At 43.3% G+C, this 25,328-nt stretch carries 17 protein-coding genes; 10 read left to right on the top strand and 7 right to left on the bottom strand.

The genetic code is table 11. The annotated features are described in order from the left end of the window. Positions 1–5: 5 nt before the first annotated feature. Both PL85_RS13100 and PL85_RS13095 read right to left on the bottom strand, forming a co-directional pair. On the bottom strand, positions 6–488 hold the full coding sequence (locus tag PL85_RS13100; protein WP_094131840.1) for a YajQ family cyclic di-GMP-binding protein: 483 nt from the start codon (positions 486–488) through the stop codon (positions 6–8). A gap of 27 nt (positions 489–515) precedes the next feature. Then, positions 516–1,577, bottom strand: coding sequence for a 3-deoxy-7-phosphoheptulonate synthase (locus PL85_RS13095; protein ID WP_026028005.1), 1,062 nt, complete (start codon positions 1,575–1,577; stop codon positions 516–518). Positions 1,578–1,783: 206 nt separating this feature from the next. Between PL85_RS13095 and PL85_RS13090 the strand changes: the two genes are divergently transcribed. Together PL85_RS13090 and PL85_RS13085 are read left to right on the top strand one after the other, a co-directional pair. After that, positions 1,784–2,674 (top strand): putative PEP-binding protein, encoded by an 891-nt coding sequence (locus PL85_RS13090; protein WP_010319067.1) that lies wholly within the window; start codon positions 1,784–1,786, stop codon positions 2,672–2,674. Positions 2,675–2,793: 119 nt separating this feature from the next. Further along, on the top strand, positions 2,794–3,273 hold the full coding sequence (locus tag PL85_RS13085) for a DUF4442 domain-containing protein (protein ID WP_115339754.1): 480 nt from the start codon (positions 2,794–2,796) through the stop codon (positions 3,271–3,273). Positions 3,274–3,287: 14 nt separating this feature from the next. Here PL85_RS13085 and PL85_RS13080 read toward each other — a convergent pair whose 3' ends face one another. Beyond that, entirely contained in the window at positions 3,288–4,640 is a 1,353-nt protein-coding gene (locus PL85_RS13080) for a hypothetical protein (protein WP_064625154.1), read from the bottom strand. Positions 4,641–4,738: 98 nt separating this feature from the next. Between PL85_RS13080 and PL85_RS13075 the strand changes: the two genes are divergently transcribed. Beyond that, entirely contained in the window at positions 4,739–5,572 is an 834-nt protein-coding gene (locus tag PL85_RS13075) for a CvfB family protein (RefSeq protein ID WP_115339755.1), read from the top strand. A gap of 204 nt (positions 5,573–5,776) precedes the next feature. Here the strand turns inward: PL85_RS13075 and rsmF are convergent, their stop codons facing one another. The 4 genes from rsmF to PL85_RS13055 all read right to left on the bottom strand — a co-directional run bounded on the left by rsmF (position 5,777) and on the right by PL85_RS13055 (position 13,030). Continuing rightward, a complete protein-coding gene (gene rsmF, locus PL85_RS13070) occupies positions 5,777–7,198 on the bottom strand; it encodes a 16S rRNA (cytosine(1407)-C(5))-methyltransferase RsmF (protein ID WP_196360465.1) in 1,422 nt (473 codons plus the stop codon). Positions 7,199–7,310: 112 nt separating this feature from the next. Continuing rightward, positions 7,311–9,950, bottom strand: a complete 2,640-nt coding sequence (locus tag PL85_RS13065) for an MlaD family protein (protein WP_115339756.1) — start codon at positions 9,948–9,950, stop codon at positions 7,311–7,313. After that, positions 9,943–11,202 carry a paraquat-inducible protein A gene (locus tag PL85_RS13060; protein WP_115339757.1) on the bottom strand — a complete coding sequence of 420 codons (1,260 nt, stop codon included), beginning with the start codon at positions 11,200–11,202 and terminating at the stop codon, positions 9,943–9,945. Before PL85_RS13060 ends, PL85_RS13065 begins: the two co-directional genes overlap by 8 nt. Before the next feature lie 31 nt (positions 11,203–11,233). Then, a complete protein-coding gene (locus PL85_RS13055; RefSeq protein ID WP_064625163.1) occupies positions 11,234–13,030 on the bottom strand; it encodes an ABC transporter ATP-binding protein in 1,797 nt (598 codons plus the stop codon). A gap of 91 nt (positions 13,031–13,121) precedes the next feature. On the opposite strand from PL85_RS13055, the gene PL85_RS13050 reads away from it, so the two are divergent. From PL85_RS13050 to PL85_RS13020, 7 genes are all read left to right on the top strand, one after another. After that, positions 13,122–13,595 (top strand): GAF domain-containing protein, encoded by a 474-nt coding sequence (locus PL85_RS13050; RefSeq protein ID WP_115339758.1) that lies wholly within the window; start codon positions 13,122–13,124, stop codon positions 13,593–13,595. Between the two features lie 99 nt (positions 13,596–13,694). Beyond that, positions 13,695–14,324, top strand: a complete 630-nt coding sequence (gene proQ / locus PL85_RS13045) for an RNA chaperone ProQ (RefSeq protein WP_017044692.1) — start codon at positions 13,695–13,697, stop codon at positions 14,322–14,324. Positions 14,325–14,341: 17 nt separating this feature from the next. After that, positions 14,342–16,336, top strand: a complete 1,995-nt coding sequence (gene prc / locus PL85_RS13040; RefSeq protein ID WP_017041969.1) for a carboxy terminal-processing peptidase — start codon at positions 14,342–14,344, stop codon at positions 16,334–16,336. Between the two features lie 141 nt (positions 16,337–16,477). Further along, the gene (locus PL85_RS13035; protein ID WP_064625165.1) at positions 16,478–17,161 is read left to right on the top strand and encodes a hypothetical protein; all 684 of its coding nucleotides are present in this window, start codon (positions 16,478–16,480) and stop codon (positions 17,159–17,161) included. Between the two features lie 209 nt (positions 17,162–17,370). Then, positions 17,371–19,977 (top strand): aminopeptidase N, encoded by a 2,607-nt coding sequence (pepN, locus tag PL85_RS13030; RefSeq protein ID WP_064625167.1) that lies wholly within the window; start codon positions 17,371–17,373, stop codon positions 19,975–19,977. 65 nt (positions 19,978–20,042) lie between these two features. Then, positions 20,043–20,261, top strand: coding sequence for a DUF2835 domain-containing protein (locus tag PL85_RS13025; RefSeq protein ID WP_013856912.1), 219 nt, complete (start codon positions 20,043–20,045; stop codon positions 20,259–20,261). 182 nt (positions 20,262–20,443) lie between these two features. Then, positions 20,444–25,285 (top strand): NAD-glutamate dehydrogenase, encoded by a 4,842-nt coding sequence (locus PL85_RS13020; protein ID WP_115339759.1) that lies wholly within the window; start codon positions 20,444–20,446, stop codon positions 25,283–25,285. Positions 25,286–25,328 lie beyond the last annotated feature (43 nt).

The raw sequence follows: 25,328 nt of genomic DNA, 5'->3' as shown, positions 1-25,328 counted from the left end.
TGCTGTTAGTCTCGGAAATTGTCATACTGGAATGGCTGGCCCATATCCGATTCACGCATTAGAGCGATCACTGATTGTAAATCATCCCTCTTTTTACCCGTTACTCTTACTTTTTCACCTTGAATGGATGCTTGGACTTTGAGCTTGGCATCCTTAATGGCTTTTACCACTTTCTTGGAGGTTAACGAGTCCAGTCCTTGTTTAAATTGGACATCTTTAAACCAGCGCTTGCCGGAATGTACGGAATCTTTCGCTTCCATCGCTTTGGCATCAACACCTCGTTTCGCGAGGTTGCCACGTAAAATATCCATCATTTGACCCAATTGAAAATCATCTTCTGCAGACAGTTTTACAACTTCATCTTTGAGTTCAAATCCAGCTTCTACATTACGAAAATCAAAACGAGTAGAAAGCTCTCGGTTTGCATTATCGACAGCATTACGAAGTTCAACAGTATCGACTTCTGAAACGATATCAAAAGAAGGCATGGTGTTTCCTTATCTATTGCTTAGTATTTACTTTAAGTTACGGCGGTCAGTGATCGCTTGTGCCAGCATATCCAGCATAGTTGCTGTGTCATCCCATCCTAAGCATGGATCGGTAATCGATTGACCATAGGTGAGGTTCTTTAAGTCATGCATTGGCTGGTTACCTTCGATAATGAAGCTTTCAGCCATAATACCAGCAACGAAATCCTTACCTGTACGTATTTGTGTGCAGATGTCGGCCGTTACATCTATCTGTTTTCTATGCTGCTTTTGGCAATTCGCGTGGCTAAAATCTACGATGAGGCGCGGGGCTAAGCCGAATTCGATCAGTTGCTCGCAGGCTGCAGATACGGAGTCAGCGTCATAGTTTGTCCCTGTATCACCACCGCGTAAAATAACATGGCCAAAGGGGTTACCACTGGTACGATAAACGGTCATACGGCCATTTTTATCCGGTGAGTAAAAATAATGCGATGCTTGGGCCGCTCGAATGGCATCAATAGCAATTTTGATGTTGCCATTCGTGCCATTTTTAAAACCGACAGGGCACGACAGTGCAGACGCCATTTCTCGGTGTATCTGAGATTCCGTAGTACGCGCACCAATAGCTCCCCACGTGATGAGATCTGCGATGTATTGCCCGGTAATCATGTCTAAAAATTCAGTCGCAGTAGCAAGGCCTAGCTTGTTGATATCTAATAATAATTTCCGTGCTTTATTGAGCCCTGTTTCCAGTGCATATGAACCATCCAGATTGGGATCCGTAATCAAACCTTTCCAGCCCACAACGGTGCGTGGTTTCTCGAAATAGGTACGCATGACGATAAACAGTTCATTTTTATATTGGTCTTGGATCGCACTCAAACGTTGAGCGTAATCCATTGCTGCTTCAGTGTCGTGTACCGAACACGGACCGACAATGACTAACAAGCGATCATCGTGACCAGTCAGAATATTTTCAATTTGACGGCGTGAGTTTGCGATGCGCTCTGCTACGTCGTCTGTGATCGGATGCGCATTTCCAAGCTCTGCCGGAGTCGGCATTGGGCCCAAGGCTTGAGTTCTTAATTCATCTGTTTTTAATGGCATGGTAAAGCCTGTACTCTTATTGCGAAGCGGTAAAGATAACGGAATTGGCAATAGGAATAAACTCCAAAACGGAAAACTTATTGCTTATCATCCGTAAGGTGAAATTTTATTCATAAATTCGCCATAAATATTTACTTTTACTTGAATTAATACTCGGCTATGGGTATTTTCCTGAGCAAGATAATTAAAAATGTAGGGAGTAATGAATGAGTTTGGCACAACATGATACGATCCACCCTCAGTTGATCTTAGGTGATGCCCTTCCAGCGGCAATTGAATCAAGTGGAAATGCCCAGCATTTGTATGTATCGCTGTCCGACATTATTTTAGATTCGTTGTTTTATCATCCTTCGATTGAGCAACATTTTGCGAATCTAACTGAACTTGAGCAAGGCTCTTTGCAATCCATTCTTGATGACAAAGCGGTGGCGGAGCATTTTACGTCAACCATTGTTGATAGAGTCGTGGCAGCGGTTCAAAAAAATCACACTACGATTCGTGTCTGTTTGAGTGATGCAGATAGTTACACTTATAAAGCGTTGATCGGTGGAAGTGTTGAAACGGATGAAATTAACCCAGCGATGGGAGTGCGTGGTGTATCGCGTTTTTCTTCCAACCAGTATGCAAAAGCGTTTAGTTATGAATGCGCTGTGATCAAGGCATTGCGCAAGCAAGGATTGAACATCGAAATTGTGGTGCCATTTGTTCGAACATTAAGTGATGCGGCGACGATCATTGACCGACTGGCAGAGCAGTCTTTACCTCGGAGTTTAGATGGTTTGAAAGTGCTTTATTCTTGCGATGTTCCATCAGCGGCATTGTTGGCAGAGCGTTTGATGCACTATTTTGATGGTGTGGTCATCAACATCGATAACTTAACACAATACACCTTAGGCATTGATAAAGAGAATCCCGAACTTTCCCATTTGTTTAATCCAGAGAGTGAGGCGGTCATCACGCTGCTCGATTTAGCATCAAAAGCGGCACGTCATGCGAATAAGCCGATTTTGGTCGTTACCCAAGCACTCGCAAGCTATCCAAAGCTACAGGAGCACTTAGCTGAAAGTGTTCAGGCTGATGTTGTGGTAAAAATGTAATGATCTGATTTGAGCGCAGAATAGCTGCGCTCAACCCTAACTTTCTGTAACAACTTATTGACATTTCGCGGCGTATACCTTGAACTGGTCCGACAACTATATTGAAAAGGTCAAGCCTCATGCTCTCCCCATTAACAAAAGCGAATCTTTACTTAAATCTGTTTGGTTTTTTAAAAGTGCCACTGATTTGGTCCTGCAGGCCAAAGATTTTAGTGCTAAACGAACACTCTGTAGAAATTCGAATTCCACTTAAACGTCGCAATAAAAATCATTTAAATAGTATGTATTTTGGTGTGTTAGCCGTTGGTGCAGACGTAGCGGGCGGTTTTATGGCAATGCATAAAGCACAACAGCGTGGCTCCAAAGTATCGTTGGCGTTTAAAGCGGTTAGTGCGGAGTTTTTAAAAAGGCCGGAGGCGGATGTTCATTTTCATTGCCATGATGGCCACCTAATAGACAGTATGCTTGATGAAACTATCGCGACCGGAGAGCGAGTCAATCAGACAGTAAAGATCATTGCAACCTGTCCTTCGTTGCATGGTGACGAGCCTATGGCGGAGTTTCATCTTACTTTATCGTTAAAGCGTATTGGTAAATAAGGCTGAATTAGAGACTACTCGATTAATTCTATCGGTTCAATGTCGACAATCTTATTTCTATTTAAAACAATTTTCCAACGGTAGTAGCGGGGCTCTTCTTTATGGTTATCTTCTTTGATAATCAAGTTGAGCAAGTGCCGTTTTTCTACGGTTTCTCGACTCACTTGACCACCACTTAACTGATAAATGCGATTAGAGCCTTTGTCCATCAAACGGGTAATCGGGCGTAGATCAATGTGTAAAGTTTCGCGTGTTTCCTCATAGCCACTCATGAAGCGTGAGGTTGACATGGCCGTTTCTGAGCGATAGTGAAGTACCTGTTCCTCCCTTTGAACAATGCGTTTCTTTCGAATTGTTTTGATTCTGTCTGGTAATTTACTCAGGTTGGTATAATCAAGCCATTCAATTTTGTAACCTACAGATTTTCCGGTCGTTGGGTCTATGTAACGACGCTTCCATTTAGGTTTTCCTTTACGGATCCAGCGCCACAGCATATCGCGTAAGTCATCTTTAAAGATCTCGCGTAATGCATAAACAAACGACATAGCGATGATAAAAGAGGCGGTGATTTCCCCCCAATAGTCGCGAGCTGTAATGGCGATGACGGTGACAAACAGCATTACAAGCCCAGTCGCGATGCCTTTTACGGCACGCTTCATGTTATTACCTAAAGAGGTGACGTGTTCATTAAGCACAATGGGATGCTCGATTAAACGGCGTAGTAGGCGCATCTTGTTACTCAGCCGAGTGATGTCTTCCCCTGCCTTTGCCGAGTTGTAATTGTTAAGTTTACGATGTGCCTGTTCTTTTTCAACCAGTGTAATTAGACGCTCTTTGATGGTTTTATATTCACCATCGCGGTTCATGTGTGCGACTAGGGAAAGAAACTTTTGCTCAGTATACCAAGATAAATAGTTATCAATATTGGCGTAATAGCGTTTTAAGCTCTCTTCATAAGGAATGCTGCGGCGCAATTTTTTCAAAATATCTAAAGAGAGTTCAATGACACTATCAACTTCATCTGATGTGACGGTGTCACTCGTCGTATTGAGTTGTACTACAGCTTTATCTAGAGCGATAACATACTGATAAGCAAATAAACTCAAACTGACTCGATACTGAGTAGAAGAGAGATGGCCTCGCTGTGCAAGTCGGCTGTGCACTAAGGGCAGTAACGTTTTATCACTGTAATACGCACGCTCTTGGTGGATGAAGCTATAGTAAAAGTCAGATTCAGGAAGTATTTCGGGTGTTAGACCTAAATCACCGGGAATGAATAGGTAAATGTCTAGATCAAGTTCTTTGCTCTGAGACATGGCATGTGAAATTTTAAGCGTGATGGTATCTTGCTTATCGACATTAACCAAAGAAAGCTCCTGAAAAAATGCTTATTTTTCCCTTGAATGCAGGAAAGGATAACAGAGATCACGTATAATCTCTGCAAAATTGAGGTGAGACATAGTAAATGATTAACGTTGGTCAAATAAACAGTTTAGAAGTCGTGAAGATTGCTGATTTCGGCGTATTTTTGGATGCTGAAGATTTTGGAACCACTTTACTGCCTAAACGATTTACCCCAGATGGGGTTGAATTGGGGCAGAAAATAGACGTATTTTTGTATTTCGATTCAGACAATCAACTTGCCGCGACGACTGAAAAACCGATTGCAAAAGTAGGCGAGTGGGGATTGATGAAAGTTCAGGGTGTGAATAGCACTGGTGTTTTTGTTGATTGGGGTCTGAAGGGTAAAGATTTATTGGTGCCTTACAGCGAACAGCGTGCTCGTTTTAAAGAAGGACAAATGATTTTAGTGTATGTCTACACTGATAAGGCTTCCGGCCGCATCGTAGGCACAACTAAATTCAACAAGTGGCTGGACAAAACCCCTGCAAACTATACGCAGAATCAGCAAGTTGATCTATTAATTGCAGAACACTCAGAACTCGGATACAAGGCCATCATCAATGGTGAGCACTGGGGGATGATTTTCCCATCAGATGTGTTTGGTAAGTTGTTTATTGGTAAGACCTTAAAAGGCTATATCAAAAATATCCGTGAAGATGGAAAAATTGACCTAGTTCTGCAAAAAATTGGCGTAGCAAAAATGGATGAGCTAAGCACTAAGATCATAGAGTTACTTGAGAAAAAGGGTGGTTTTCTTCCATTAAGTGATAAATCGACACCAGAAGCTATTTTTTCGATGTTCCGTACCAGTAAGGGAACCTTTAAGAAGAGTATTGGTGGTTTGTACAAGCAGGGAAAAATTACCATTGGGGAAGATGGAATTCATCTTGTATAGCTGAGGCGTCCACCTCCTGTTGCAATTTATTTTCCTTGACGATAAAAAAAGGCCCAAAACTTTTCCGTTTTTGGGCCTAGGGGAATGGCTCATTTGAGCCTACGCTAATCATTAAAATAGTCGTACTTATGCTTCCCTGTAAGTATAGTTGTTATCGCTAGAAGTGCGCGTGTTTTCTAGATTTTTGTCCTATTTTGGGGCGTGTTAAAACAAATTTTTATCTTTAACGAGTTCTCTTGGTAAACCATTTTTTATGCGGTTTCCTACCCATTTTCCTAGGCCAATCACATCGTTACCGAGTTTAACCAGCACTTCGCCAGTGCCAGTTTGTAGTGCTGGTCTGACATCTCTGCCCATGTACCAATCTCGCGCTTCTTCAATCGATAGTGTGATACAGTTTGATTCGTTACCAGTCGCTAATGATGTAGCGACTTGATGTTGCCAGCGATAACCTTTTTTATGTGTTTCAGCGATTTTTATCCCCATGCGAGAGAAGCGGAATTTGCCGAGCATAGGTTCCAGTGCGTTTGGAAATAACCATACATCATTATCACGTAGCCAGACACTGGTATCATCGGGGATCACAACTTCAAACGTTTTCATGAGTTGATCCGCGATCTCTTGTGTGAGTTTAAGGTTGGCTTTCGCAAAAGGAAATTGACCTAAGCGTTTGTTGACTTCAGGGTGGGGTACAGAGCTAAGTTTACGGATTTTTGCAACAAAAAAACCTTCACAATCATAAGTTTGAGGGAATATATGCAAGAACCCTTCGTCTGTAATAGCTGCTTTTGCATCCTCAAACAATGAGCTAAGGGAAACAAATTCAACTGATTGTGGATATTTTTCTTTTAGATGCAAGCACACTTGTTGGTTCTCTTCTGTGCTCAATGTACAGGTTGAGTAGACCATCACACCGCCGGGCTTTAAAGCTTGAAACGCACTTTCAATCAAATCTTTTTGTGTTGTGGAAATCGACAATACAGATTCTTTGCTCCAGTTTTTCATCGCATCAGGATCTTTACGGATGGTACCTTCTCCTGAGCATGGCGCATCTATTAACACCGCATCAAATTGTTCCGGTAACCAACCGCCAAAGACTCGACCATCAAAATTGCTCAGTGCACTGTTACGTACACCGCAGCGTTCGATATTAGCATGCAGCACTTTAACACGGCTGGCTGAAAATTCGTTGGCGACTAATACGCCTTCATTTTCCATACACGCCGCAATTTGCGTTGTTTTTGAACCCGGAGCCGCCGCCATGTCGAGTACTGAATTGAACGATTCACCGCCAGTGAAAAGAGCGGATACTGGCATCATAGAACTGGCTTCTTGAATGTAAAAAAGCCCTGCCATATGTTCGGCTGTGTTACCCAAAGGTACGACAGACTCATCGGCTTCAATCCAAAAACCCGTGTTACACCAAGGCACTGGTGATAAAGCCCATCCTTTTTCTACGGCGCGTTGACAAAAGCTATCAACAGAGATTTTTAGCGTGTTGACTCGGATACTTTTACGCAAAGGACGCTGGCAAGCTGCAATAAAATCACTCATCGTTAGATGTGTGGGCAGTATCGCTTCAATTGTCGCAAGAAAAGGTTCAGGTAGGGTTATATTGGCGTGCAAAGCAGTATCTCGTCTGGGAGTTGAGGCCGGATTATATAAGAATCGTGATGAGATCAAAATAATAAAAAATGCAGCCGATCAGCTGCATTTTATAAGAATCAAGGTTAACCCTTTAAGGTTTTGGTATGGCTGTTCGCCATTGGCGCCATTCTGGTTTGGCTTCAGGATATAAGTAAAATGCTTGGTCTTGTTTAGCGATAGGCTGTAGCTGTTTTTGCTCTGGAGTGGCAAATGTAATTCCGCCTTTCATGATGCTATCTAACGTGCCTGCTTTTATATTTGCACCAGATAAACCGATGGATACATCGACGCCAGAAGTGTTCCAAAACACGCTATTGCTGCGAACCAGATAAGCGAACTCTTTTTGGATTTCAATGGTAAACATGACGCGGTCTGCAAAGTCTCCTAGAGCAACATGGGTTACTTTGCCCACTTCCATTTCACGGTAGAGAACCGGGCTATCTTCAGTCACTGATCCTCGTGTTTCACTTTGTAAGGTGAATTCAATACCGAGTGCTTGTTGTGGCTGTTTTTCTAGTTCAAATTGATACTGCACATCGCCAAACCCAGGTTGGACCTCAATGCTGGAACTGAGTAAGTTTTGCAGATTTTCAACACCATTGAAGCCAATCTTAGTTTTCGCTACCCAAAAGTGAGAGCCATTTCTGGCAATGCCTAATGCGTAGCTAGGCTCAATTCTCGCTTGGAGTGTAACTTGGTTTGTCTTGAAATCGGGTGTTACAGAAACAACCTCTCCCACAGTGATATTGTTATATTTGATGGATGTTCCTAGCGTAATGCCAAAGGATGAATCGGCCGTTAAGATGATTTCTTGGCCCGCCTTACGTGTTTGATCGTAGCTGTCATAGAGCTTCCACAAATTCTGATCTTTGTTATCAATGCCTTGCAACGAATCAAATGCAATGCCTCCTTGAATTAAAGTTTTTAAAGGAGCGGCTTTGACTTTTACGCCTGCAAGTGTTGCATTAATTTCGACGCCAGAACGGTTCCAAAAAACAGTTTGATTCGTAATCAGATGGCGATATTGATTCTCTATTTTGACCTCGATTTTCACACCTTCTTTAGTAAGCTTAAAGCCAAAAACACTGCCTACTTGAAGGTTACGGTATAGGAGCGGGCTGCCCGGATTGATGGGAGGAAGCTCGTCGGCAAAAAGAGTCAGTGTCTGTGAGCCGCTTTGATTATATTTTGCAAGCTCAGCTAAGGATTTACTTTGATATAGCGGGTATTCATTACTCGCATTTTCAGCGCCTTCGCTGATGAAACTGATTGAGCCGGCGAGCAGTTGTTTGGCAGGAGGGATCGAAACATTAAGGCCTGATTCGGTGAGCTCCGCGGTGGCCGAGCCTGTAATGTAAAAACGATTCTGTGAGCGTATGAGTGATGAGTACTCTTCATCAATCAGCGTATTGAGCACAACACTGTCTTGCTGCAACTTTACGTCAATTACTGAACCTACCGCGATACCTCGATACAAAATCTGGCTGCCCGCATCTAAGCCATATGAGCTTTCCGCTGTAAGTTTGATAGCAATCGATTTTGCTTGTGACTGATTAAATTCAAATTGGCGAATTGCAGTGAAACTTCTGGCCTTTTCGCCCTTGCCAGGAATGAGTGTCAAGTAATTCCCTTTGATCAAATTACCGATGTTCTCAACTCCAGAGAGTGAGACTTTGGCCTCTTCCAACACAAAACGGCTTCCCGAATTGAGCATATCACTAAAAGCCGGTTGGATAGCGGCAGAGGCGATGATCTGTTGGTGACTTTTACTGAGCTGCAATTCCGTGATTTGGCCGACTTCTATTCCTCGGTAAATGATGGGGGCACCGGTTTGGTTAATATTATGCTGATCGGGTAGGGTGATTTTCACAGGGATACCACGCCCTGCGGTTTTTAAATCGCGATAGAGACTAAATTGGGTATTTTGTTCAACAGGCTCCCCACCGTCCGGTGAATCGACGGCAATTGAACCACCGATTAATGCACTTAAACTTTCTAAGCGGACATCAACACCTTCAAAGCCAATGCTTGCACCAACACCGCTGACATTCCAAAAACGGCTTTCATTGGTAATAATGTGGCGATACTCGTCTTTTATCGAGGCTTGAATGAGTACCGACTTTGCATCGTCATCGAGTTTGTAGTTAAACACTTCACCAATCGGAATTTTTTTATAGACGATTTGTGAGCCAACAGAAATACCTCCGAGATCGCGAGCCTTTAGCGAAATGATAAGCCCTTGATTAGGCAGTAGATCAGAAGGTGCACCATCTAAAGCACTAAACACTTTATCGTGTTCAGCTGAACTATTTTCGTTACCCGGTTGAATCGCAATATAGTTTCCTGAAACCAATGCATCTAAACCTGAAACGCCAGATAAACTGGCCGTTGGCTTCACTAACCAAAATCGGGTATTGTCATTGAGTAACTGAGTAGCTTCTGGATAAATATCGGCTTCCACATAGATGTTTTCTAATCCTTCGGACAGTTTAATATCTCTTACCATGCCGACTTCGAGCCCTTGGTAGCGAATTGTTGTTCGCCCTGCGACTAAGCCTTGTGCGTCCGAAAAATAGATCTGGATTCGTTCGCCAGCATCGTGAATGGCTTTAACGACTAACCAACCTGCGAGCGCCATGGTGAGTATGGGTAGTATCCACAAAGGTGAGATGCCCCTATTTCGCTTAACATCGGGAGTGTGTGAGGGCTGGCTTGAAATTTGTTTACTCATGTGAAGGCTCGTTTTGGTCTGCGATTTCTGGGTAATTATCCCAGATGAGTCTTGGGTCCATACTTTCCGTGGCGAGCATGGTGAGTACAACCACCAAGCCAAAGGCAACGGCTCCATAACCGGGAGTGAAGTCGAGAATTTGACCGCGATCAACCAGTGTCAACATAATTGAGATGACAAACAGATCCATTACCGACCATTTGCCGATCCATTTAATCGCGAAATAAATGTTCATTCTCTGACGGTGGTAAACCGTTCGCTTAAATTTAATCGCCAGTAATAGATAGGTCAGGCCGAATATTTTTACAATAGGCACGATTATACTGGCCACAAAAATGATGATTGCAATTCCGACCATACCACTATTAATCAGTGACGCAACACCAGAGAAGATGGTGTCTTCTAATCGCTGTCCGTTGGTAATTAAAATCGATATTGGAATCAGGTTCGCGGGGGAAATAGCGACACTTGCTGCAATTAAATAGGCCCAAGTTCGTTGTATCGAGTTGGGTTTCCGGTGATATAATTTTTGCGCGCAACGCACGCAGTGCGTATTTTCTGGTTGTGAAAGATGGCAATGGTGGCAATGCACCTCTTTACGCTCGAAGGCATATTGATTCTCTGGCTGCCACGCTTGCCAATAGCGCCTTACGCTAACTCGAGTCGCTAACAATACGGTTGCCAGTTGCAGCAAGACTAAACCATACAGCCCCACACCGATAAAAATGTCGGAATAATCTTGAAGTTTAAAACAAGATACCGCCACGCTGACTAAAAAAACATCGATCATTACCCACGCTTTTAATCGCTGAATAATGATCAGTGAGCCACGCAGTAGATAAAACCATCGATAACGCAAGGCGATATGAGCGGTCACTACGGAACCACACACTAAAAGTGGCGCAATAGAGCTGCAAAATAGCACCAATAAAGCGAGCGCTCCAAAGCCCTCTTCAGCCAGCGCAAAGACACCGGATGGCAAGGTGGCGGGGATCATCACCCCAACCAAGCGAATACTGATGAATTCAAAAAAATGAGAGGGGATAAACAGTAACAAGCAAGTGATGGCAACGGCTAAATCCCCAGACAAAGAGGGAGATCCACCGCGGTACAGTTGGGTACCGCAGCGTGGACAATAGGCACTTTTTCCATGCTCAACCTCGACGAGATCAACGGCCAATTCACAGCCGTGACACAACCTCACGCCGTTAGGTGATTGTGAATGTTGAATAAGCGCTGAATGTTGAGACAAACAATCATCCTAATTTATTGTTACCCAATCACTAAACGTAGGATTGGAGATTTCCATAAAGGGTCTGATATAACCCATCTTGCTCGACTAATTCTCGATGCGTACCCATTTGGCTAACTTGACCATCTTCCAGCACGTAAATCATATCGGCTTGTTTCACTGCCGAAAGGCGGTGCGCAACAATTAAAGTAGTTCGACCTTTCAAAAATCCAGTCAGAGCATTGTGCAATGCCGCTTCAGTTACCGTATCTAACGCGGATGTTGCTTCATCCAAAATAACAAATTTAGGATTGCTCAGTACCATCCGAGCGATGGCTAAACGTTGACGTTGTCCGCCCGACAAGCGAATACCATTTCGGCCAACTAGCGTTTCTAAACCGTCACTGAGATTCGCAGTCACATCATCCAGTTGTGCAATATGCAGCGCTTGCCATAATTCCTCTTCTGCATATTGACCGCCGAGGGTCAAATTATGCCTTAAGGTGTCGTTGAATAGTATAGGTTGTTGTAATACCACGGCAATGTTATCGCGAATAATATCAAAACTTATCTCTTCAGTGGTCGCACCATTAAAACGGATCTGCCCGGAATTGGGCTGATACACACCAATTAACAGTTGGATCAACGTGGATTTCCCACCACCACTTGCGCCAACCAACGCCACTTTTTTACCCGCCGGAATCGTGAGCGAGAGATCGTTGAGCACACTCTTTTCACTATCGTAGGCAAAATTAACGTGAGAAACCTCAACATCGACCTGGCGGTTATCTGTGAATGGGTTAATTTTGCAAATAGGGCGAGGCTCTTCCTCCAGTGCAAGCAGATCATTAATGCGATGGAAGGCCGCCTTTGCACTGTACCAAGAAAATTGAATACTCAGCAGCTCTTGCACTGGGCCTAACATAAACCACAAATAACCGAAAACGGCGAAAATTTGCCCTATGGTCAAGTCGCTAAAGACCACCATCAGCATCGCGACCGCTCTAAATAGCTCAAAACCAAGTAAAAACAGGAGAAATGAGACGCGCCCTGCAGCCTCTGATTGCCATGCATATTTGTCTGCATTCTGTCGGACTTGGTTGGCTTGCTGTTTGAGTTCATTGAGAAACTCTCGCTCTTTATTAGCGGCACGCAATTGATAAATGCCATCTAATGTTTCGACTAGCCGATTTTGAAAGCGTTCATACGCTTGGTTTTCTCGCTTTTTCAGATATTTGACTTTGCTTCCGAGTTTACGTGAAAAGTAAATCACAATCGGGTTGACCAATAAAATAAACAGCCCTAAACGCCACTCAAGCCAGAGTAGAACACCCGCTGTGCCTAACACGGTCAGTAGGCTGATGATAAATTTACTGAGTGTGCTACCTATGAATTGATCAATGGTTTCGATGTCGGTGATTAAGTGAGCATTAATACCACCACTGCCTTTGGTTTCGTACTGCCTGATGCTTATCCGTCCTAATTTATCAATCATTTTGCAGCGCATTTGGTAAGTGATGGTTTTGGACACCAAAGTAAATTGACGGCTTTGAAGTATGTTGAGCGCTTGGCTGACGCTACGCATCAAGACTACTAGCAATAACGTGAGCGCAATATAGCCTGTTGGGTTTTGCATCGATGTCGGTAGAATAGTGTTCATCATCGCCAAACCAGAAGCGGGTTTATTCAGCAGAACTTCGTCGACCATTAATGGCATTAATAGTGGAATAGGGACACTAACCAGCGTTGCAATAACCGCGATCGCATTGGCAAATAGAAGTGTAGGTCGATGTTTTTTTACTTGTTTTATTACCCAAGAGCGGCTAATAGTATCATTGGAATTAGTCATTATGATGAGAATGCATCCTATTTATCGTGTGAGAAATTGTACGCTGTTCAAAAATAGATGTCTTCCGTTTTCAAAAGGTCGTTGAGTTTATATGAACATAGAAGAATACCGCCGTCTTACCAAGCAGGCGGTGGCACTGGTTGAATCTGAAACGGATTTAATCGCTAATCTTGCCAATTTGAGCGCCTTATTTAACATGGAGCTTGAAGATCTTAACTGGGTGGTTTTTTACCTAATAAAAGAAGAGCAACTGGTTCTCGGTCCCTTTCAAGGAAAACCAGCTTGTGTACGCATTCCCTTAGGAAAAGGTGTGTGTGGTACTGCGGCGGCGACTAACCGTATACAACGTGTTTATGATGTCCATGAGTTTGCTGGTCACATTGCTTGCGATGCTGCGAGCAATTCTGAGTTGGTGGTGCCATTTTCTATCAATGGCCAAGTGGTGGGAGTATTGGATATTGATAGCCCAACAATTGGCCGTTTTTCTGAAATTGATGAGAAAGGGATGGCAGAATTAATGATTGAGATAGAAAAGCTGCTCAATTCACACGCTAACAAGGCATAAATTGGTCATTGCCTGTGGTTTTTCGCATTTAGGTCACTATAATACCGAACATATTTATCTTAATGCCTCGCGGAAAGACCGCATAAACCAGGAATCCTCATGGAAAACACTGAAAAGTTAAAAAACAGCAAAGAAGTTATTGCGTACATTGCTGAATGTTTCCCTAAGTGCTTTACTTTAGAAGGTGAAGCAAAGCCTTTGAAAATTGGTATTTTTCAAGATCTTGCTGAACGCCTAAACGAAGACTCAAAAGTAAGTAAAACACAGCTGCGTGCTGCGTTAAGACAATACACGTCGTCATGGCGTTATCTACATGGTGTTAAACTAGGTGCAACTCGTGTTGACCTTGATGGCAACCCATGTGGAGAGTTAGAAGAAGAACATGTAGAGCACGCACAAGCCGCATTGGCAGAAAGTAAAGCTCGAGTACAGGCTCGTCGTAAAGAGCAAGGACAAAAAGCACGCGAAGAGGCAAAAGCGAAGCAGCCAAAAGCGAAAAAGCCTCAAGCACAAGCTCGTCGTCCTCAAGCGAAAGCGCCAAAAGCTGAAAAACCTGTCGAGACGCGCGCTTTAAATGCTGATGAAATGATCACTGGCAAACAAGTGAACGTAAACATGGGTAAAGGAAACATGGCTGCGACCATTGTTGAAGTTAATAAGGAAGATGTGCGCGTTCAACTTGTCAACGGCCTACAAATGGTTGTGAAAGCGGAGCACTTGCGCGCATAAAGGAGAAATTCCTACGCATGAAATGCCGTTCAAAATTAACGTTGATCGCTGCTGGCCTATGGCTAGCAGCGTCATCCGTTCAGGCCTTAGAAGCCACTCTTAGCAAAGAAGATTTACCTCTTCTTGCCCCAGAAATGCAGCATGAAACGGCGAGTAAGCGTGTGACTTCCCGTTTTACTCGTTCTCATTACAAACACTTCAACTTGAATGACGATTTCTCGCAAGCTATCTTCAATCGTTATCTCGAACTGCTCGACTACAACCGCAATATCTTTACTCAGAGCGATATTGATTCCTTTCATACGTGGTCGACACAACTTGATGATCAACTCAAGGCTGGCAATAACCAAATTGCATTTGATGTTTATAACTTATCAATGCAAAAGCGCTTTGAGCGTTTTCAATATGCGCTTTCTCTGCTCGACAAAGAAATTACATTTGAAGCCGATGAATCGATGGAACTTGATCGCTCAAAAGCAGCTTGGCCGAAAGATAAAACCGAGCTCGATAAGTTATGGCAGCAACGTGTCAAATATGATGCACTGAACTTAAAGCTTACGGGTAAAGAGTGGCCGGAAATTAAAGAAACGCTAGGCAAGCGTTATAATAACGCGATCAAACGTCTGTCTCAGACCCACAGCGAAGATGTATTTCAGCTTTATATGAATGCTTTTGCGCGTGAAGTTGATCCGCATACTAGTTATCTCTCTCCACGTAATGCCGAGCAGTTCCAATCAGAAATGAATCTTTCATTGGAAGGGATTGGTGCTGTACTGCAAATGACCGACGACTACACCATCATTCGTTCGTTAGTTGCGGGTGGTCCTGCCTCAAATAGCAAGCAGTTGGGTGAAGGCGATCGTATCATTGGTGTGGGCCAAGATGGCAAAGAGATGGTTGATGTTATCGGCTGGCGTCTAGATGATGTCGTACAACTGATCAAAGGCCCGAAAGGCACTAAGGTGAAGTTGCAAGTTTTGCCGGAAGGTAAAGACGCTAAAAGTCACGTTGTCACTATTGTTCGAGACAAAATTCGTTTAGAAGATCGAGCGGTTAAATCAAAAATCATCGAGAAAAATGGCAAGAAAATCGGCGTGCTTGAAGTCCCTAGCTTCTATGTCGGTTTAGCGCAAGACACGGACAAATTGCTGACTGAACTGAAGCAGAAAAAAGTGGATGGCGTGATCGTCGATTTACGTAATAACGGTGGGGGTGCATTAACGGAAGCGACGGCATTATCCGGCTTATTTATTGAAAGCGGTCCGGTTGTGCAAGTTCGCGATAGCTATGGACGAGTAAACGTTAATAGTGACACGGATGGAAAAATCAGTTATCAGGGTCCTATGACGGTATTGGTGAATCGCTACAGCGCATCAGCCTCAGAAATTTTTGCAGCGGCAATGCAAGATTATGGACGAGCGATCATTGTTGGCGAAAACTCATTCGGTAAGGGAACGGTTCAACAGCATCGCTCGTTGAATCATATCTACGACTTGTTTGATAAAGAATTAGGCTACGTTCAATATACGATTCAGAAATTTTATCGTATTGATGGTGGTAGTACGCAGAATAAAGGTGTGGTGCCTGATATTGCGTTACCCACTGCGATTGAAGCAAAAGATACCGGTGAGAGCGTTGAACCTAATGCGCTTCCTTGGGATCAAATTGAGCGAGCTAAATACGACAAGTTACAAGCTAATGAAAAACTGATTGCTAAGTTATCTGCACAGCATCAAGCTCGTATTGCCAACGATATGGAGTTCGGCTTCATTAACGAGGATATTGCAAAGTATAAAGCGGAGAAAGATGACAACACAATTTCTCTCAATGAATCTGTGCGTAAGCAAGAGAGTGACAAGGCAGATGAATTGCGTTTGGCGCGGATTAACATGCGACAAGCCGCCAATGGTTTGAAGCCCTATAAAACCTTGCAAGATGTGCCTAAAGATTATGAAACTCCAGATGTTTATTTAGAAGAAGCAGTGGCGATCACTGTTGATATGCTAAATTAGCAACCCGTATCAATGAAAAGCGAGTCTTAGTGCTCGCTTTTTTGATCTTATTTAAACCAAATAAATAACGTGATACAGATCAAACATTTCGCTTTATCGTACAACCGGTTCTAAGCTTAAGAAAAAAGCGAGGAGCGTGTTATGAAATGGATAAGCATCATTTTTACCTGCATTGTTCTTATCAGCACCAGTGCGGCACAAAGTCAAAGTAGTGGTACGCAGACTCATCAAGACTTAACTCAGTTTGATCTCCCTTTTTTACTTGGTGATTGGTACCTACTTAACCCCAATCCTGACACTTCTTCCGATGATTTTCGTTCTATTAAACTGACCTTGGAATCGAATTATCGTTTCAAGATCGATATTCAAAAGAAAAATTACAATGTGGAGCACTGGGAAGGTGAATTTGACGCCAGCGATAACAGCTTGATTTTGGGGCTTAATTCATCGCAACCTCAAGTTTATCAATACAAAGTGAACCACAACATGCTCAACTTAAACGGCATTATGTTCACTAAAGCTTTACCAAATGCGTTGGCAGGGGTGTGGTCTAGCAAACGGATATTTGGTGAAGATGCGATAGCAACCGACATTAACCAACTTGATCTCGTTTTACAGCCGGATTTTGTATTTATGTTCAGAGTAAGTGGTGCTAATGGTAACGAATCGATCCATAAAGGAGTGTACTACACAGAAGGTGATCATTTGGTGCTCCTTTATGAAGACGGAGAACATGATACCCGCTATACGCTTGTTAGCGATATGTTAACTTTAGAAGTGGAGAATGGTTCCATGTCGGCTGTTTTAGCGCGAGTAAATCCGTAGTCTTGCAATCTTCATCATAAGAAAGGCAATGAGTGAAATCTGTTGATATATGGGTAAATTGTCAGCGAAATAACGGGGTATTTGTCTAAAATGCCTCGTTTTTCGGTTTGAGGGGTTGTTATTAATGATAACAAGCCTTAGATCTATAGCCATCTTACTGAATGTTTATCAAAAACGTCACATTTCACTCCGTCAACAAGGATTCCGACATGGCTCATACACCCCAAGCCAAGTATCGCAAAGATTATCAATCTCCATCACATACCATTACGGATCTCGAATTAACATTCGATCTCTTTGATACCAACACCACAGTGACTGCCGTTTCTCACGTTAAGCAGCAAAAAGAGAATAACCAATTGGTGCTGGATGGTGAAAACCTTGAGCTGAAATCGCTCAAAGTGAATGGCACCGAATGGCAAGATTTTCAGCTGCTTGAAAGCGGGCTCTCGATCTCATCATTACCTCAAGAGTTTGAATTGGAGATCGTGACACTGATTAACCCTGAAGCGAATACCGCACTAGAAGGGTTATACAAATCGGGTGGTGCGTTCTGTACGCAGTGTGAAGCGGAAGGTTTCCGTCGCATCACTTACTTCCTCGATCGTCCAGACGTTCTTGCAAAATACACAACGACCGTGATTGCTGACAAAAAAGATTACCCATTTTTATTAAGTAACGGTAACCGTATCGAACATGGCGATCTTACAGAAGGGCGTCATTGGGTGAAGTGGCAAGATCCACATCCGAAACCTGCTTACTTATTTGCTCTCGTTGCGGGTGATTTTGACGTATTACGTGATCAATATAAAACCAAGTCCGGTCGCGATGTTGCCCTCGAAATTTTTGTTGATAAAGGTAACCTCGACCGCGCTTCTCATGCGATGACATCACTTATCAACGCAATGAAGTGGGACGAAGAACGCTTCGGCTTAGAGTATGATCTCGACATCTACATGATCGTTGCCGTTGACTTTTTCAACATGGGTGCGATGGAGAATAAAGGCCTCAACATTTTTAACTCTAAGTTTGTGCTAGCCAATGAAAAAACCGCTACCGATACTGATTATTTAGGTATTGAAGCGGTGATTGGCCACGAATATTTCCATAACTGGACTGGTAACCGCGTCACTTGTCGTGATTGGTTCCAATTAAGCTTAAAAGAAGGCCTAACGGTATTCCGTGACCAAGAATTTTCGTCTGATTTAGGGTCGAGAGCCGTGAATCGCATTAATAATGTGCGCATTATTCGCGGGCCACAATTTGCGGAAGATGCCAGCCCAATGTCACACCCAATTCGTCCCGATAAAGTGATAGAAATGAATAACTTCTATACATTAACTGTCTATGAAAAGGGCAGTGAAGTGATTCGTATGATGCATACGTTATTGGGTGAAACGAATTTCCAAAAAGGAATGAAGCTCTATTTTGAGCGTCATGATGGCACTGCCGCTACCTGCGAAGATTTCGTAGCAGCGATGGAAGATGCTTCAGGCGTCGATCTTACCCAATTCCGTTTATGGTATAGCCAATCTGGTACACCGATTGTTTCAGTGAGCACTGAATATGACGCACAACAGAAAACCTATGCCTTAACCGTAGAGCAAACAACCGAACCAACGCACGAGCAAAAAGAGAAAGCAGCGCTGCATATTCCTTTTGATGTTGAGTTATACACCGCTCATGGTGATGTAATTGAGTTACAATGTAACGGAAAGCGAATCTCTAATGTACTGAACGTAACACAGGCTAAGCAGACCTTCGTGTTTGAAAATGTGCCAGAGAAACCGATCCCTTCCTTGTTGCGCGAATTTTCAGCACCAGTGAAACTGGAGTATGACTACAGTGATGATGAGCTGATCTTCTTGATGGTCAATGCTCGCAACGAATTTGCTCGCTGGGATGCAGGCCAAATGTTGTTAGCCAAATATATCCGTAGCAATGTGTTTGGAGTGCAGTCGGGTAAGGCGGCGGATTTGCCTGAATCGGTAGTTGATGCATTCCGTGGTGTGTTACTGAGTGAGGCTCTAGAGCCTGCTTTTATTGCGGAAATGCTCTCATTGCCTAGCCATAATGAGGTTTCAGGTTGGTATAAACGTGTGGATGTTGATGCAATAGCGACCGTACTTAAAGCGATGAAAGTACAGCTTGCTAACGCATTGCAAGATGAGCTCAATGCGGTTTACCACAGTTTAAAACAGACACAATACAGCATTGAACACAGTGCAATTGGTGAACGAGCATTGCGCAATACTTGCCTTGCTTATTTAGCTTATACCGACCAAGGCAATGATTTGGTGCTGGCTCAGTATCACAGCGCCAACAACATGACTGACACCATCGCCGCTATGAGCGCTGCGAATAGTGCACAGCTTATGTGCCGTCAAGCACTGATGGATGATTACAGCAATAAATGGAAACACGATGGATTGGTGATGGATAAATGGTTTGCACTGCAAGGGACTAACCCCGCGCCAAGTGTTTTGGATACTATTCAACAAACCATGAAACATGAAGCATTTAGCTTAAAAAATCCAAATCGTACCCGCAGTTTAATTGGTTCATTCCTCAGTGCAAACCCAGTTAACTTCCATGCAAAATCGGGTGAGGGATACCGTTTTGCAGGGCAGATACTGCGTGAACTCAATGATAGTAACCCCCAAGTTGCGTCGCGTTTAATTGATCCTTTACTTAAATTCAGGCTCTACGATGAAACTCGTCAAGCAATGATGAAATCGGAGTTGGAGACTTTGAAGTCAATGGATAATTTAGCTCGAGATCTCTTTGAAAAAGTAACAAAAGCGCTCGAATCTTAAGGATCTTAACTCTACTAAGAGCGAGGTGATAGATACGTCTCCTCGCTCTATTTTGGTTAACGGCTATGAAGCAATACTATTTTACTCTCAATATTTCTTATCAAACTTACTTAGCGCACTATTCTGGTGTAGCAAGCTCTGTACAAGTCTACACAGATCAAGGTTTACGCCTTCAGCTACCCGCGTCTCGATTTCGTCCATTTCTTAGCCAAATTGGAGTAAAAGGTCGATTTCGGCTGACAACTGACCAAAATAACAAGTTTGTAAAGTTAGAAACTCTGTGAGCCGCTGATTTTCTAGATATTTAAATAGGAATCTTAATCACATTCTCAAACATTTCACCTCAGACCTGCCCTAAAACTGTTAACTATTTGTCAATAAAGCTTTTACAATAAAGCAAGCATTACCAATGGTAAGCGCTATGCTTACCGCATACCCTACAAAAATAATAATCTTGGAGTCTACTATGACTGCGCGTGAAACTTTAGTGCCAGTTCTGCTTGAAAAAGTGTACAAACTGATTCAAGACAAACTCGATCTTGCTCATCAACCGCTCGTGACCCAACTTGCTCAACATCTATTTAGTAACATTTCGAAAGATGATCTGACTGAACGTAATGAATCTGACTTATATGGTGCGATAGTTAGCCTATGGCACCATATTAACGAGAAAAACCCGGAGGAGCGTTCAATGCGGGTATTTAACCCGACAGTAAGCCGCCAAGGTTGGCAGTCAACGCACACGATTGTTGAAATAGTAATCCCTGATAGTCCGTTTCTTGTGGACTCCATTAAAATGGCGCTCAGCCGTTTGGATTTATCGTCACACCTCATGCTCAATGGTCCAACGCAAATCTCGCGCACCGATAACGGTGTTATTACTTCGGTAAACCAAGGTGAGGGTGTTCTGCAATCTCTTTTTCATATTGAAGTCGACCGCCTTAGCAGCAAAGAAGCGATGACACAGTTGAAAAATGAGTTGCTTAGTATTCTGAGCGATACAGCTTTAGTGGTGCAAGACTGGCAACCAATGTCAGAAAAACTAGTGCAAGTGATTGCGCAATTGGAGACACAAAAAGAGTTCATTCCTGTAGAAAGTGATCGTTACGAAGAAACCATCAAATTCTTAAAGTGGATGGGAAATCATAATTTCACTTTCATGGGGTACAAAGAATACGACCTCGTGACGGTCGAAGGCGATACTGAACTGAGACCAACAGCAGAAAAAGGGTTGGGTTTATTTTCTGATTCAAAACGTGTGCGCAGCGTAAAATTATCTGACTTTCCTGATTCCGCGCGCCTTGAAGCCAAAAAGCCTTTTTTATTGATTGTCACTAAAGGCAATACCCAATCACGTATCCACCGCCCAGCTTATACCGATTATATCGGCGTTAAAAAGTTCGACAAAGCAGGTAAAGTGATCGGTGAACATCGTTTCACTGGTCTATATACCTCGGCAGTGTATAACCAAAGTGTCGAAACTATTCCGCTGATCCGCGAAAAAGTAGAACGTATTCTAAAAGCCAGCGGTTATCGTGCAGGCTCCTATTCCTATAAAGCGCTGCACAATATTCTAGAAAACTATCCTCGTGATGAGTTACTGCAAGCACGTGAAGAAGAGATGTTAGAAGTTGGGATGGGCGTAGTGCAAATGCAAGATAGGGATTTGCTGCGTCTGTTTGTTCGTAAAGACCCGTTTGGTCGTTTCTTCAGCTGTATGGTCTATGTGACCAAAGAGCGCTATAACACCGAGCTTCGCCGCCAAACGCAACGAATTTTCAAACAGTACTTTGGTTGTGAGCAAGATGTTGAGTTCACCACTTATTTTTCAGAAAGCCCATTGGCAAGAACACACTACATCGTACGTGTTGATAATAACAACATGGATGTCGATGTAAAAACGGTAGAGCAAAATTTAATGGAAGCATCATCAACTTGGGATGATCGTTTATCAGATGCGATCGTAGCAAACTTTGGAGAGAGTAAAGGGCTGCCATTATCGAAAGAATACATGCGTGCATTCCCTCGCTCTTACAAAGAAGACATGATGCCGGGTTCAGCGGTGGATGATATCCAGCGATTGGAAGCATTAGATGAAGAGCACAAACTCGGCATGTTGTTCTATCGCCCACAAGAAGAAGCGGCCGATTCAAAAGCGGTGCGGTTAAAACTCTATCACCGTGACGAGCCAATCCATCTTTCTGATGTGATGCCGATGTTGGAAAACTTAGGGCTGAGGGTGATCGGAGAGTCACCTTATGAAGTACGCAAGTTAAATGGTCAAACGTATTGGATCTTAGATTTCTCAATGCTGCATAAGAGCGATAAGAGTGTCGATCTTCGAGAAGCGAGAGATCGTTTTCAACAAGCATTTGCGGCTATTTGGGCTGGTGAATTAGAGAGTGATGGCTTCAACCGACTAGTACTCGGTGCTTCATTAACGGGGCGCGAAGTCTCGATTCTTCGTGCTTATGCGCGTTACATGCGCCAAGTGGGTTTCCCATTCAGTCAACAATATATTGAAGATACACTCAGCCATTATCCAGATGTAGCAAAAGGGCTGGTGGAACTATTCTTAAAGCGGTTTGATCCTAAACACAAAGGGGCTCAAAAAGGGCAAACGGATCTTATTAACGCTATTACTGAAGAGTTAGATCGTGTTGATAGCTTGGATGATGATCGTATTATTCGTCGTTATATGGAGATGATCAGTGCAACGATCCGTACTAACTACTTCCAGCTGGATGAAAACAATCAGATCAAACCTTGGCTTTCTTTAAAAATGAAACCGAAAGAGATTTCTGAAATTCCAGCTCCTGTGCCGGCTTTCGAAATCTTCGTTTATGCGCCTGATATTGAAGGTGTTCATTTACGTGGTGGTAAAGTAGCACGTGGCGGATTACGTTGGTCTGATCGCCAAGAAGATTTCCGTACCGAGATTCTAGGGTTAGTGAAAGCGCAACAGGTAAAAAATACCGTTATTGTTCCTGTGGGAGCAAAAGGTGGTTTTGTGTGTAAGAAACAGCACATGTTTACCACGCGTGATGAGATCTTTGCCGAGGGACAACGCTGCTATAAACGTTTTATTCGTGCATTACTCGATGTTTCCGACAATATTATTGAAGGTGAAGTCGTTCCACCTAAGAATGTCGTTCGTCATGATGAAGATGACCCTTACTTAGTTGTAGCCGCGGATAAAGGGACAGCAACATTTTCCGATTTGGCTAACTCAGTGTCAGCAGAATACAATTTCTGGCTAGGTGACGCTTTTGCTTCTGGTGGTTCAAATGGTTACGACCATAAAGCCATGGGGATTACAGCAAAAGGGGGATGGGAGTCAGTCAAGCGCCACTTCCGTGAGATGGGCATTAACTGCCAAACCACAGATTTCACAGCGATTGGCATCGGCGATATGGCTGGAGATGTGTTCGGTAATGGTATGCTGCTGTCTAAACACATCTGTTTGCAAGCAGCGTTTAACCATTTGCATATTTTCATCGATCCAACACCAAATTCAGCAAAAAGTTGGGAAGAGCGCAATCGCTTATTCAACACGCCACGATCTAGCTGGGAAGATTACAACGCAAAGTTGATCTCAAAAGGTGGTGGCATCTTCTCTCGCAAAGCGAAATCGATCACCTTAACGCCTGAAATTCAAAAAATGATCGGCACTAAGAAGGCTTCTGTTGCGCCTAATGAGCTGATTAAAATGATCTTGAAAATGGAAGTGGATCTTTTGTGGAACGGCGGCATCGGCACCTATGTTAAATCATCGAAAGAGAGCCATTCTGATGTAGGTGACCGTGCTAACGATGCTCTAAGAATTGATGGACGCGATCTTCGTACAAAAGTGATCGGTGAAGGTGGTAACTTAGGTATGACTCAACTTGGACGTGTTGAGTATGCATTAACTGGTGGTCGTGTTAATACCGACTTTGTTGATAACGTTGGCGGCGTCGATTGCTCGGATAATGAAGTTAATATTAAGATCTTCTTGAATGGCTTGGTGGCGAATGGTGATCTTACCGTCAAACAACGTAATCAGATCTTAGAGTCGATGGAAGACGAAGTAGGAGGCATCGTTATTGAAGATGCTTACGCTCAATCTGAAGCTATTTCTGTCACTGAGCAACAGGGTGTATCGTTAGTTAAAGAGCAGATTCGTTTCATCCATGCTATGGAAAAAGCAGGGCACCTTGACCGAGCATTGGAATACATTCCAGATGATGAAACTTTGCTTGAGCGTGAGAAGCAGGGATTTGCATTAACCCGTCCGGAGCTATCTGTATTAGTGGCATACGGCAAAATGGTGTTGAAAGAGGAATTGGCTTGTGAAGAGATTTCACACGATGAATTCCATTCGCAGCAGTTGATCAACTATTTCCCTACGGAGTTACGTCGTAACTATTCTCAGCACATGCAACAGCATCCACTTCGTGCAGAGATCATTGCTACGGCTCTGGCCAATCAGATGGTGAACGAAATGGGATGTAATTTCGTGACCCGTCTTCAAGAAGAGACTGGTGCGAATGTTGTCGATATTGCCAATGCTTACACTGCGGCAAGAGAAATCTATGGCTTAGGCCGTGTTCTTGAGCAGGTTCGTTTACTCGACAATAAAGCAGAAGCCGATGCACAGTACGATGTGATTTTCTTAGTACGCCGAACCTTACGCCGCTTATCTCGTTGGTTGCTGCGTAATCGCTCAGGCAAACAATCGGTCAAAGATTTGATTGCGCTTTATCAAACTGACGTCAATGCCGTTTCCGCTGAACTAGACAATATGCTCGTTGCTGAAGAGGTTGCAGAGCATAATGCCATGGCTCAAGTCTGGATTGATAAAGGCATTAACTCCGAACTGGCGAATTACGTTGCTCGTTTATCAAGCCTGTACTCAGCACTGGATATATCCACAGTGGCTCGTGATAAAGGTAAGACCGTTGCTCAGACAGCTAAGCTTTACTTTAACTTGGGTGATCGTTTATCACTGCACTGGTTCTTGAAACAGATTAACGGTCAAGCGGTGGATAACAACTGGCAAGCACTAGCTCGCGCTGCATTCCGTGAAGATTTAGACTGGCAGCAGCGTCAACTTACTGCGCAAGTATTGAATTGTACTTGTGCGCCAGAAGAACTCGATGTAATAAAAGCACTGGATGAATGGATTGCTAGTAATGAAGTATCCTTAATGCGCTGGGAGAGTATCCTCAACGAATTTAAAGTTGGTGCAGTACATGAATTTGCAAAATTCTCAGTAGCATTAAGAGAATTAGTACTTTTAAATTTGAATTGTGCGGCAAATGAGTAAATAATAACGCCCCGTTTATACGGGGCTTTTTATTTCGGAGGCA

The sequence above is a fragment of the Vibrio anguillarum genome (assembly GCF_001989995.2).
Lineage (GTDB): Bacteria > Pseudomonadota > Gammaproteobacteria > Enterobacterales > Vibrionaceae > Vibrio > Vibrio anguillarum.
Note: the sequence above shows the minus strand (reverse complement) of the source record. Positions and strands in the feature narration are given on the sequence as shown.